At 58.0% G+C, this 12,864-nt stretch carries 10 protein-coding genes; 3 read left to right on the top strand and 7 right to left on the bottom strand.

The genetic code is table 11. From position 1 onward, the window contains the following. Positions 1-3: 3 nt before the first annotated feature. Positions 4-699, top strand: a complete 696-nt coding sequence (gene urtE, locus C8N31_RS17685; RefSeq protein WP_025047520.1) for an urea ABC transporter ATP-binding subunit UrtE — start codon at positions 4-6, stop codon at positions 697-699. A 92-nt stretch (positions 700-791) separates the two neighbouring features. Here urtE and C8N31_RS20480 read toward each other — a convergent pair whose 3' ends face one another. Next, entirely contained in the window at positions 792-2,102 is a 1,311-nt protein-coding gene (locus tag C8N31_RS20480; protein ID WP_025047519.1) for a hypothetical protein, read from the bottom strand. 335 nt (positions 2,103-2,437) lie between these two features. Between C8N31_RS20480 and C8N31_RS17675 the strand changes: the two genes are divergently transcribed. Continuing rightward, entirely contained in the window at positions 2,438-3,478 is a 1,041-nt protein-coding gene (locus C8N31_RS17675) for a hypothetical protein (RefSeq protein ID WP_025047518.1), read from the top strand. A 229-nt stretch (positions 3,479-3,707) separates the two neighbouring features. Further along, positions 3,708-4,757, top strand: coding sequence for a LacI family DNA-binding transcriptional regulator (locus C8N31_RS17670; protein WP_197021502.1), 1,050 nt, complete (start codon positions 3,708-3,710; stop codon positions 4,755-4,757). Between the two features lie 8 nt (positions 4,758-4,765). On the opposite strand, the gene C8N31_RS17665 is transcribed toward C8N31_RS17670, so the two are convergent. From C8N31_RS17665 to C8N31_RS17640, 6 genes are all read right to left on the bottom strand, one after another. Beyond that, entirely contained in the window at positions 4,766-6,529 is a 1,764-nt protein-coding gene (locus C8N31_RS17665; protein ID WP_025047516.1) for an AMP-binding protein, read from the bottom strand. A 16-nt stretch (positions 6,530-6,545) separates the two neighbouring features. Continuing rightward, on the bottom strand, positions 6,546-8,945 hold the full coding sequence (locus tag C8N31_RS17660) for an amidase (RefSeq protein ID WP_081785657.1): 2,400 nt from the start codon (positions 8,943-8,945) through the stop codon (positions 6,546-6,548). Position 8,946: 1 nt separating this feature from the next. Next, positions 8,947-9,663 (bottom strand): ABC transporter ATP-binding protein, encoded by a 717-nt coding sequence (locus C8N31_RS17655; protein ID WP_025047514.1) that lies wholly within the window; start codon positions 9,661-9,663, stop codon positions 8,947-8,949. Beyond that, positions 9,656-10,681, bottom strand: a complete 1,026-nt coding sequence (locus C8N31_RS17650) for a branched-chain amino acid ABC transporter permease (protein WP_025047513.1) — start codon at positions 10,679-10,681, stop codon at positions 9,656-9,658. Before C8N31_RS17650 ends, C8N31_RS17655 begins: the two co-directional genes overlap by 8 nt. After that, positions 10,681-11,547, bottom strand: a complete 867-nt coding sequence (locus C8N31_RS17645; RefSeq protein WP_025047512.1) for an ABC transporter permease subunit — start codon at positions 11,545-11,547, stop codon at positions 10,681-10,683. The genes C8N31_RS17650 and C8N31_RS17645 overlap by 1 nt, the downstream gene beginning before the upstream one ends. Before the next feature lie 72 nt (positions 11,548-11,619). Continuing rightward, positions 11,620-12,840, bottom strand: a complete 1,221-nt coding sequence (locus tag C8N31_RS17640; RefSeq protein WP_025047511.1) for an urea ABC transporter substrate-binding protein — start codon at positions 12,838-12,840, stop codon at positions 11,620-11,622. Between the last annotated feature and the right edge of the window lie 24 nt (positions 12,841-12,864).

Genomic DNA, 12,864 nt, shown 5'->3' with positions numbered 1-12,864 from the left:
ACCATGTTAAAACTGCAAGATCTAACCCTGCATTACGGACACTCACAAATCCTGAACGGCATCTCGATGGAGGCCGCGGTTGGCGAGGTGACCTGTGTGATGGGCACCAATGGCGTTGGTAAAACCAGCTTGATCAAGGCCATTTCCGGAACTCATCCGCGATCTGGGGGAACCGTGCAATTGCAGGGGGAAGCATTGGGCATTCTGCCTGCCCACAAGCTGGCGCATAAGGGCATCGCCTATGTGCCGCAGGGGCGAGAGATCTTCCCGCTGCTGAGCGTGCGAGAGAACCTAGAAATCGGTTTTGTCTGCCTGCCGCCTTCCGCGCATTTCATTCCGGATGAGATCTTTGATCTGTTTCCAGTGCTCAAGGAAATGCAAAACCGTCGCGGCGGGGATTTGTCCGGTGGCCAGCAACAGCAATTGGCCATCGCCCGCGCATTGATCACGAAACCGAGGCTTTTGCTGTTGGATGAGCCAACAGAAGGCATTCAACCCAACATCATCCAACAGATAGGCGATGTGATCCGTCTGCTGCGAGACAAGGGCGAAATGGCCATTGTTTTGGTCGAGCAGTATTTTGAGTTTGCCTATGATTTGGCAGACAGGTTCGTCGTGTTGCGGCGGGGCGAAATCATGATCTCAGGGACCAAAGAGACACTCACCAAACAGGATGTGCTAAAAGGTGTATCGGTCTGAATAGGAGCGATGATCCTCGGCGCCGCCAGGTTCGCGCATAAAAAAAGCGGCACCTCGAAAGATGCCGCTCCTTGGACGCTACAGATCTTTGATCAGACGATGAATTCTTCCATTTCATCACCCGCAGTGGCATCCGTCTCTTCCTCGGTGCCTGCCCCGCTCATCAGGGACATGACATCTTCGAGGACAATATCGCTGTCGTCCTGACCGTCGCCATCCATAAAGTCGGGATGGTCACTGTCTGACACACCAAGGACTTCTCCTCCGGTTCCGTCGCTGTCGACGATCACCCGCATGCCGTTCAGGTCAATATCTTCAAGCGTCACCGGACCGTCATCTGACCACAGCGTAAAGCTGGCGTTGTTTACACTGCCCTCAGAGCTGTCAGGCTCGGTGCCGAATTGCAGGCCAACGTCAAAGTTCTGACCGACACCTGCGCCGTTTGGCAAGGCCGAGACGCCATTCGCTTCGGCTTGAATGTCCGTGACGTTGTGGCTGTTTTCTTCGGGGAAGAAATTGAGCGAGCCCAACTGGCTGTCATCGGCCATGTCAAAGAATATGCCGTCGATGTCAGATGGCGATCCTGCGAAGTCGGTTTGGCTCATGTTGAAGTGCAACTGGCCCTCCGGTGTTTCGGACACGGAGATGTTGATCTCTGCCGGATCACCCATGACGAAGTTCAGAACCGATTTGTCGCTTGCAGGTGGATCGACGGGATCACCGCCGCCATTGGTGCCGCCGGACCCTGATCCATTCGAACCGCCAGACCCAGAACCCCGCGTACCGCCGGAGCCTGAGCCCCGCGTGCCGCCAGAGCCGGAGCCCTTCGTGCCGCCAGAACCAGAACCGCGTGTCCCGCCAGAGCCGGAGCCCTTCGTGCCGCCAGAACCAGAACCGCGCGTGCCGCCAGAGCCGGAGCCCTTCGTGCCGCCAGAACCAGAACCGCTCGTGCCACCGGAGCCGGAGCCCTTCGTGCCGCCAGAACCAGAACCGCGCGTGCCACCGGAGCCTGAACCCTTGGTGCCACCGGAGCCTGAACCCTTGGTGCCGCCAGAACCGGAACCCTTCGTGCCACCGGAGCCAGAGCCCTTGGTGCCGCCGGAGCCTGAACCCTTAGTGCCACCGGAGCCTGAACCCTTAGTGCCACCGGAGCCTGAACCCTTAGTGCCACCGGAGCCTGAACCTTTCGTACCGCCGGAACCCGAACCCTTAGTGCCGCCAGAGCCAGAGCCATTTGGATCGCTATTGTCGTCAGTAAACTCAGCTGCAAGGTGTTGGTCGTACCAGTTGGCAAAGCTGGAACCTTCTACACCACCGTTGTGATAAGACTTGGTGCCGCTTGCGCCGCTGCCGTCAGAATCGCTGGTCTGCGACGATCCCCAATTGCGAAATCCATAACCCATTGTGCCTAGCTCCTATGCTGTTGTCCGGTGCCAGAAGGGTGCAACAGGTTTGCAAACCACCTCGGCCGAATGAAGCGTTAAGCTATGGGAATCGCTCATTTCTAGACAAATCATTTCCGTTTTTTTGCCATATTTCCACGATTCTGGGATTTTTTCGGAAACAGTGTTTTGCGTCTTTCGGAGATTTGCCCCTGATCTGGATACAATCAGGTTCTGCGTAAAAGAGAATCACTTCAGCGCATTTAGGGGTTAACTTCTTTTTGACAGTTGGCCGCCACAGTAACGCCCTCTTGTGCTGATTTATCTCAAAGGGAAACCACGATTGGGACAGTTTGATGAGCAATAGCAAAGAGCAAAGCACACAGGATAAGATCATCGAATGTGCAGAGGCACATTTTGATGCGCGGGTGAAAAAGATCTCCGCGCCGGGTGGTGAAGGGCGGTCCAGCTTTCGGTTGTCCGTGGCCGGGCAATCGGTGATCGCAACCTTGCGCCCCAACTTCCGCCGCACTCATCTTGAGGCCCATGTTCTGGGCCAACTCAGTGCCCACTGTGATGACCTGCCTCAATGCCTTGGCGTGGTCGGAGAGATCATGTTTCAATCCGATGTGGGCGACCGCCGGCTCAACGTCGAGATCGCCGAAGTGACGCCCAGCGCACGGCTTGATCTCGCGCATGACGCGATTTCCGCGATCTTTCGCATTCAATCGGCAGCACGGAAAACCCAGCTGCATGAAATGATGCCGCATCTGGGCACCAACGACGACTGGATTTTGAACTTTGTCGATGCCATTGATTTTCTCCGCGACCTGGGCGGCGGCATCTCGGACAAGTTTGACCGCGAGGCGGCCTATGAACGGGTTGCGGTCGCTGGCACACAGTTTGTGAAATGGGATTGCCGGTCCGGCAACGCAGCCATCGACAGCAAGGACAAACTGCGCTGGTTCGACTTCGAATATGCAGGTCTGCGCCATGGTGCAGAGGACATCGCTTGGTTGATCGGCGATGAGGCATGGCCGATCCGGCCGCAGGACATGGTTGATATCGTGATCGATACCTTTGACCCCGAATGCGGTTACGAGCTGGATGATTACCTTGATTACCTGTCGGTATATTTGACGTTCCACGCGGTGCAGCGACTAAAGCTGATCAGCAAAGAAAGCCGCAAGCGCGGGTGGTTGAGCAAGGAAAAGATCCGCAAATATGACGATGCCGGCGTACATCCCGAGTTTGCCGCCCAGATTTGCAGAGTTGGCGCATATTTCTCGGCGCAATCGCCGCTAACGGCGCCATTGTCACGGAATTTCCTGTCCGCGTTGCATGGATTTATCCAGATCAACAACCAAGAAGATCAGCGGAACTTGCGCAGGGCTTAATCTAGGGTCGCGGCAGGACTGCGACCTCCACAAGCCTGCGCGCGATACTTGAGGTGCGGTTGCTGTTGGCGATCTTTATCCATCGCATGTGCAGGCGCAAGCGTCGGGCCCCTCTTGCCTCCCCGGAACACGCGGGGTCTCGTTACACAATGTCATTTTCCCATTGCACGGGATAAATCCAGCTTGATTCTGATTTGAATTCCAATCTTACTGCATCAGATTGCGTCAAATGACATCAAATCAAGGCAGGGCGACGATGAAGGCAACCATAAGTGACATCGCCGCAGCCGCCGAGGTTTCGACGGCCACTGTTGACCGGGTATTGAACGGCAGGTCGGGTGTAAAAGCCGCCAATCGCTACCGGGTGTTGGATGCCGCGGCCAAGCTTGGCTATTTGCCCGAAACCGGTGATCTGTCGATGCCGGCCAAACCCGCCCGGTTGGAGTTTTTTCTGCCGGTAGGGGGCAACCGGTTCCTTGAAAACCTTGCCTTTCAAATTGAGGATTATTGCCTGCGCCTGCCGCTTGTTTCTGAATGCAGGGTCACAAGGCTGCCCGATGCGTCGCCGTCCACTTTGCTGGCGGCCCTTGATGATCTTGATCCGAATACAGCGGGCCTTGGCGTTGTGGCGGTCGACGACCCCAAGACCAGAGCCGCGATCCAGCGTTTGGTTGAGGCCGGGGTCAGGGTTGTGACCATTGCATCAGATTTGCCCTCTTCGATGCGGGCAAATTATGTTGGTGTCGACAACCGGATTGCAGGGCGCACCGCCGCCAAGTTGATGGGTTCGATGCTCAGCAAAGAGGATGCAAAGATTGCCCTGTTTCTTGGCTCGCGCCGTTACCGTGGCCATGACGAACGGGAATCCGGGTTCCGTTCGGTGCTGTCCGAAGAATTCCCGCATTTGCAGGTTATCGAAGCGGTTGAAATCAACGACGATGCCGAACGCGGCTATCAACGGGCGGCGTCGATCCTTGCCCGGCATCCTGATTTGGGCGGTATCTATGTGGCAGGGGGTGGTCGTTCGGGCGTGATCAAAGCCGTTGAGGACCAAGGCGATGCGCCCGGTCTCGTCTTGTTTTGCCATGACTTGACGGATCAAACGCGAAAGTTCCTTTTGAACGATCGGGTCACCGTGGTCATTGATCAAAACGCACGGTTGATGGCCGAACAGGCCACCATCCAGCTGCTTGGTTCACTGGCCTCTTCCGCGCCCTATCTGACCAAAAAGTTCATCGAGCCCCGGGTCATCACAAGAGAGAATATTCCCGCCATGTGATCCACCGATCATTTCGCCTGTTCGGCCCTCAGCATCTCGACCATCTGATCCCGCATCACAAATTTCTGCGGCTTTCCGGTGATTGTCATTGGCAATTCATCGACCACACGGATGTGCCGCGGCACTTTGAAATGGGCAATCTGGCCCTGACAAAACTGGCGCAATGCATCTGGCGTCAGTTCTGCATCATCCGCCGCAACAACCCATGCACAGACTTCTTCGCCCAATCGATCATCCGGCACACCAAAAACCTGCGCCTCGCGGACTTGCGGATGGGAGTACAGGAATTCTTCGATCTCGCGGGGATAGATGTTTTCGCCGCCCCGAATGATCATGTCTTTGACACGTCCGGTGATGGTGCAGAACCCGTCTTTGTCAAACACGGCCAAGTCGCCGGTGTGCATCCATCCATCGCGGATGGCTTCGGCGCTGCGACCCGGATCGTCCCAATAGCCTTTCATCACCGAATAGCCGCGCGTACACAGCTCGCCCTGCGTCCCTGCTGGCACGATCTGCCCGTTCTCGTCGACAATCTTGACCTCAAGATGCGGATGCACCCGCCCAACTGTTTCGCAGCGCTGGGTGACCGGATCATCGACAAAGCTTTGGAAAGACACGGGCGCGGTTTCGGTCATGCCATAACAGATCGTGACCTCATCCATGTGCATCACAGAATTGACCGCTTTCATCACATCCACCGGGCATGGCGCCCCGGCCATCACCCCTGTGCGCATCGCCGACAGATCGCGCGGCGTTGTCTCAAGGTCTTGCAGCATCGCCACAAACATCGTCGGCACACCATAAATCGCGGTGCAGCGTTCCTTGGCCAGCGCATCGAGGGTTTGCGCCGCATCGAACCCCTCTCCGGGAAAGACCATCGCCGCGCCTTTACTGACCGCGCCCAGAACGCCCATGACCATGCCAAAGCAATGATACAGCGGCACCGGAATGGCCAATCTGTCATTCTCTGTCAATTTGATCCTGTCGGTCACAAACCGCGCGTTGTTCACCACGTTGTAGTGAGACAGCGTGGCACCCTTGGGCTGTCCGGTCGTGCCTGAGGTGAACTGGATGTTGATCGCATCATCAGGCTGCAACGTGGCGCCGATCTGTGGCAGGCGCAGTTGCTGGGCCGGGCCACCCAGTTCGGACAGCGTATCAAAGGACCACAGCCCCTGCCCCTCAGGCACATCGCCCATCACGATCACATGGCGCAGATGCGGCAGTCTGGCCGCATGCAGTTTGCCGCGCTCTGCCGTGGCCAGCTCCGGTGCGAGGGTCCGAACCATCCCCAGATAGTCTGAGGTTTTGAAAGCGGGGGCCAGCACCAGCGCCTTGCAGCCCACTTTGTTCAGCGCATATTCCAGTTCGGACAACCGGTAAGCCGGATTGATATTGACCAGAATCGCGCCGATCCGTGCGGTTGCAAATTGGGTGAGCACCCATTCCAGGCGGTTCGGCGACCAGATGCCAACACGGTCGCCTTTTTCGAGACCCAGCGCCAGCAGGCCCGAGGCCAGTGCATCCACAGCGCGGTCGAGATCATAATAGCTGAGCGTGCGATCGGGAAACACCAGCGCATCCCTTGGGCCGTACCGCGCCACGGCATCTTGCAACAACTGCGGGATGGTTGCGAAGGCCAGCGGCGGATGTGTGGGCCCCTGCACATATGATTTGCCATCGCGGGGCGTCAGGTCGGCTTGTTCTGCGGCGGCGTCATTTACACCGAACTTTTGGATCTGGTTTGCAATGCTTTCGTTTAAAATGGTCATCTCGAAGCCTCCCCGCTTACATGTCGCGCCAGTCGCCTGATTGTTCAAACGCATGGGCGGCTTGGTAAATCTTCATTTCCCCGTAGTTCGGGCCAACCAGTTGCATCCCGATTGGCAGGCCCTCGCTTAGTCCGCAAGGGATGCTCATCGCGGGCAAACCGCCGTTAAAGGGGGCCGTATTTGGCACCATCTCAAAGGCACGTTGAACATACAAGCTGAGCGAGCAATCGGCGGGCGGATGTTCTTGCGGTTTGATCGGCAGGGTCGGCATCAACAGCAGGTCATATTGCTGAAGCGCGGCGTGATAGCGTTCGTTGACCTTGCGCATGATATTCTGTGCCTTGCCGTAGAACCGTCCGCGATACTGACGCTGAAAATGCTCGCCTACAAACATGCAGGCCTTCAGGGAATGGCTCAGCTCATCCGCCCTGCCTTTCCATTGCGCCATGTGGTCGGTCATCGACGGCAAGAACAGACCGCGATAATTGGTGCCGGTGGAATTGCCCCACATCATCCCGTCTTGCAGACCTTCCAGTGTGATCGCGGTCCAGGCGTCCATGGCTGTGTGATGCTCAGGCACAGAGATCGTGTCGACCCTTGCACCCAATTCGCGGAACCGTTCGGCGGCGGCCAGGACTTTTTGTTCCACGTCACTTTCGGAATTGGGATGCCCGAAACCTTCTGTCAGGATCCCGATCCGCATGCCATGGACGCCGCGTCCCAGGCTTTCGGTATAGCTGTAGGTTTTGGGTTTGTACTGGCGCGGGTCCAGCCCATCTTCGCCTGCCAAGACCTCCAACAAAAGGGCATTGTCGGCAACGTTGTTGGTCACCGGGCCGAGGTGATCAATGGTTTGCTCAATCGGCATCGCGCCGGTGTAGGGCACCAACCCATGGGTGGGTTTCATGCCGTAGACGCCACAATTTGACGATGGAATGCGGATTGATCCACCCTGATCCCCGGCGATGGCCATATCGACCTCGCCCGCCGCGACCAGTGCCGCAGAGCCACCCGAAGATCCGCCCGCCATATAGCCGCGTTTCCATGGGTTGTGGATCGGTCCTTTGGCATTGGTGTGCGATCCGCCCGAGAGGCAAAAGTTTTCGCAATGCGCTTTGCCTGCGATCAATGCACCTGCATCGAGCATACGGGTCACGATGGTGGCGTCGATCTCGGGTGTGTACCCCTCCATGATGGATGAGCCGTTCATCATCGGCACCCCAGCCAGACAGATCGTGTCTTTCAACGCGATGCGTTTGCCGCGCAGTTTGCCATCCGGTGCGCCCCGCACTTCGGTCTTGACGTACCATGCGTTCAGCGGGTTTTCGGTTTGGTCCGGAAAATACCCCGGACTGCGCGGATAGCGGACCTGCGGCAGGTTGTCAGGCAAAGCGTCAAGCCGGTCATAGGCCTGCATATAGGGCTCGATGATCTCGGTGTATTCGGCCAGATCTTCGTCTGACAGGCTCATCCCGAACCGATCCGCCATGGCGCGCATCTGGGACAATGTAGGGCGTTTGATGGTCATGGATGTCACCGTGGGGCTGTTGGGTTGCGAATGAAGCGGCGCCGATGGCTTCGCGGCGCCGTCTTTGGGGAACGTCTGCGGGCGGCGGCTTGTAGGCGGCGCGGCAGGCGCGGTGGCAGGCGGTTCGGCCCGCGTGCCTGAGGTTTGGCGGGTGCCACGCGCCGCACCGAACCCGAGGAACTGATCCACTTTGGCCTGATCCGACAGTTCTGCCCGCGTCAGCGTGCCGGTGATCCGGCCCCGCTCCAGCACCAGCACCCGGTCGGACAGATCGGCGATAAAGTCGAAGTTCTGCTCGACCAGCAGGATCGACAACCCGCGCTGTTCGCGCAGGTGCAGCAGCGTTTCGGCCATCTCTTCGATGATCGAAGGCTGGATGCCTTCGGTCGGCTCGTCCAGCAACAGGAAATCCGGATCACCCATCAGACTGCGGGCCAACGCCAAAAGCTGTTGTTCACCGCCCGACAATGCGCCGCCTTCGCGATCCAGAAGGCGTTGCAAGCGCGGGAAGTCGGCAAGCACCGCGTCCATCACTTCTGTCTCGGTTCCGCCCGCGTGATCGTGCCAAGCGAACCTCAGATTGTCGCGCACGGAAAGCTGCGGAAATATCCCGCGCCCCTGCGGCACATAGCCGATGCCCATTTGGCCGCGCACATTGGGCGGTGTCCGGGTGATATCGGTCTGATCATAACGGACCTGCCCGGCAGTGGCGGGCAAAAATCCCATGAGGGTCTTGAGCAAGGTCGTCTTGCCCATACCGTTGTGACCCAGCACGCCGACAACCTCATTTTCGGCCACGTCCAGATCTATCCCATGCAGGATTGGCACGCGGCCATAGCCCCCAGAAACCCCTTTGGCAGACAGCAATATCTCGCGCTCTTCGGTCATCTTATGCCTTCTTTCCAAGATAAACGGCGCGGACTGTCGGATCAGACATCACATGATCGACATGGTCTTCCATCAGGACGGCCCCTTGATGGAAAACTGTGACCGTCTCCGCGATGGAGCGGATGAATTGCATGTCATGTTCGACAATCACCACTGCGGCACTGCGGGTCAGTTCGTGGATGATTTCGGTCATCCGGTCCACGTCTTGCGCGCTCATCCCCGCGGCAGGTTCATCCAGCAGCACAAGCCACGGATCGGCCACTGCGACCAATCCCAGCTCCACCCGCTGCCGTTCACCATGGGCCAGCTGTCCCAATTCAGTGCGGGCAATTCCGCCCAAGGCCAATCTGTCGATGATGGTATCGGTGCGGGCCTTTGCCTCTGCCGCGTCATGAAAACGACGGGCGGAAAGCCAGATGTTTTCATGCACACTCAGCGCGTCCATCACATTGGGCGTCTGGGTTTTGATCCCAACCCCGAGCGAGGCAATCTGGTGGGGTTGCCAGCCCGTGACGTCCTGCCCGCGCATGAAGACCTGCCCCTCCGTCGGGGTCAGAAGGCCGGTCACGCATTTAAAGAACGTGGATTTGCCTGCGCCGTTGGGGCCGATCAGACAGCGCAATTCGCGCGCCTTGAGCGAGAAATTCACATTGTCGCTGGCCGTGACCCCGCCAAAGCGCATGGTCAGCCCATGGGTTTCCAGAACAGTTTCAGCCATGTCTTGCTTTCCGTCTTTGCCGCGCATGCGGTCGGCGCCGGGCCCGGCCAAAGCTGGCCTTCCAGGGGGCCGCCACTGCGGGCACCAGACCTTTGGGCAGGAACAGTACGAACAGCACAAGGATCAGCCCGGTGATCAAGGTGTTGTCGATCAGGCTTTGCTGGCCCAACATGAATTTCAGATAAGCCAGACCCGCCGCGCCCAGAATTGGACCCAGCCGCGTGCCAAGACCGCCAACAATGCACCAGATGATAATCTCGGCCGATTGGCCCAGCGAGAACAACCCCGGGGTGACGATCTCGCCCCAGTTCGCAAAAAGCGCCCCGGCCAGCCCGGCGATGGCCGCGCCAATGGCGAACAGCACGGTTTTGCGGGCGGCTACGTCATAGCCCATCAGCGCCATGCGGGTTTCGTTCTCGCGGATACCGATGGCGACCCGGCCAAAGGACGAGCGCAGCAGCCATGTGACAAGCAAGAACACAATCACCAGCGTCACAGCACAGAAATAGAAGTACGGATCGCCCCAGATATAGGCGTCCGGATTGCCCGGCACGTTCAGTGTTTGAAACCCCGGAATACCGTTGTATCCGCCCAGTCGCGCGTTGCCGATCACATATTGCGGCCCTGCGGTTGAGTTCACAAATTTGAACAGGATCAGCGTCACAACAAGGGTGATCACCCCCAGATAGACATCCGTCAGCCGCCCGTAGAACATCAGCGCGCCCAGCACAGCCGCAAAGATCAGCGGCACCAGCACCGCCAAGAGCATTGGCACCGTGCTTTCCCCGAAATTGATCGCCGCGATGGCATAGGTATATGCGCCAAGACCAAAGAACGCCGCCTGACCAAAACACAAGATCCCGCCGAAGCCCCAGATCAACCCAAGGCTCAGCCCCAACATCCCGTAGATCACCAGCACCGTCAGCGTATAGGTCGCAACCATCATCGGCAGCAGCCAGATCAGCAGCGCCGACACGATCAAAGTGGCGGTGATGTCTTTTCCCAATGACCGCTCCATCACAGTTTACCTTTGAAAAAGCGGCCTGTGATCCCCTGCGGCATCAGCCGAAGCAGGATAACAGCCGCAACAAGCAGCGCCACCTCACCAATCACCGGAGAGATCGCAAAGGTGAACACTTGATTGACGACGCCAAAGGAGGTGGCCGAACTCAGCAAGCCTGCAATCAGCGAAGGGCCGCCAGCGATCACCGTGATGAAAGCTTTGGCGATGTAAGCGCCGCCCGATGTCGGCACCAAGCCAACCAACGGCGCAAGCACCGCGCCCGCCAATCCCGACAGGGCAGAGCCGCAGAAAAACGTCGCCATATAGATGCGGTCCGGGCTGTAGCCGAGGGCGGCGGCCATATCGGCCCGCTGCATCGTGCCGCGTGCAATCAGCCCCGCGCGGGTGCCGCGCAGCACCGCCAGCATCGCGATCACCAAAACGACAGCCACCACAATGATAAAGAAGTTATAGCCGCTGATTTGATAGTCCCCCACGGCAAAACCGGGGATCGGGGTCGAGATACCGGTGGTGGTGTTGCCAAAGATCATCGTGGCCAGACCAATGAACACAAGGCTGAGGCCCCATGTGGCCAACATTGTATCAACCAGTCGCCCATAAAGGTGCCGGATCACCAATCGTTCCACAATCAACCCGATCAGCCCCACCACCAAGGGCGCAATCACCAGCATTGCAATAAAGACATTCACGCCCAGCCCCACGGCGGTGATGGTCGTATAGCCGCCCAGCATCATGAACTCGCCATGTGCCAGATTGATGACCTTCATCATGCCAAAAACCACGGCCAATCCGGCGCTGATCAAGACCAGCGAGGCGACCGCGTAGAGCACTTCAACCGCTATGACAAAACTGAGATCCATGGAGGCCTGCTTGAATGAGAATTCAGGGTATGGCGGGGCACCAATGGCACCCCGCCTGGGAGAAACACGCAGTTAGATTTCGATTTCGTACTGCGTGTTGTCATTTGGATTTGCGCTGAGGTCGCAAACCGCTTGGGTGTCGACCGGCTGCCGCTGCGGCAGGGTTTCGATCACCTTCATTTGCTGGTCCTGCATTTCCATCAGATGCACGTCCAGAACGGCGTGGTGGGTCTTAGGATCAACCGTCACTTTGCCGCCCGGACCCATGATCGAAATGCCGGTTTCCAAGGCTTCGATGATTGCCATCCGGTCAAGTGATCCGGCTTTGCGCACCCCTTCGGCCCATGTTTTGATACCGTGGTAATGCGATACGGCAATCTCGTGCATCGACTGATCGCCATCAAACATCGCGGCCCATTTTTCCTTGAACTGGGCGTTCTCCGGCGTGTCCAGTTCCTGGCTGTAGTTGTAGGCGCACATGATGCCGTTGCCCTCTTCGGGGGTCAGGACCTTGTGTTCGTTGCCCACGCCCAAGGTGGTCGAGGCCAGTGCAATCTTGTCTTTCATGCCGGCAGCAGCCCACTGACGGAAAAAGGACAGATGCGCACCGCCAACCAGCGGGGCAATCACCAGATCGGGGGCGGCGGTCTGGACTTTGGCGATGGTGGAGCCAAAGTCGCTCACATCCAACGGGAAGAAATCGGTGCCGACCACTTCGCCGCCGTTGTCCGCCACAAACTTTTGAATCCACCGTGCGGTGATCTGGCCGTAGTTATAGTCAGCGGCAAGGATATAGACCTTCTTGCCCGAGTTTTTCATCGCGAAAGGCACCAATGCCTCAACCTGCTGGGCGGGCGTTACACCGTTGATAAAGATGTTCCGGTCGCAGACGCCGCCTTCATAGAGCACGTTGTAGAAATACAGCGTCTTGGTTTTGCGCATGGTTTGGCGGATCGCCTCGCGGGAGGCGGACAGGATGCCGCCGTGCACCACATCCACTTTGTCCTGGCGGGTCAGTTGCTGACCATATTGCGAATAAAGCGCCATGTCCGATTGGGTGTCATATGCGGTGACCTCAACCTGACGGCCCAGCAGACCGCCCGCTTCGTTGATCTCTGACACGGCCATGCGCATGGCTTGATCCATCGGTTTGCCATAGGCGTCAAAGGGGCCGGATGCGTCCAGAATGGAGCCAAGTTTGATGGTGCCATCCGCAAAAACGGCTGTGGGCAGCATCGCGGTTGTGGTCAAGGCGGCCGTGCGGCCAAGGAAATCTCTTCTGTTCAGAGACATGTGTAAGTCCTCCGTTAAACGACT

The organism is Sulfitobacter mediterraneus (assembly GCF_003054325.1).
In the GTDB taxonomy this organism is placed as follows: Bacteria; Pseudomonadota; Alphaproteobacteria; order Rhodobacterales; family Rhodobacteraceae; genus Sulfitobacter; species Sulfitobacter mediterraneus.
The sequence above is the reverse complement of the archived record's forward strand: the minus strand, read 5'-3'. Positions and strand labels throughout refer to the sequence as shown.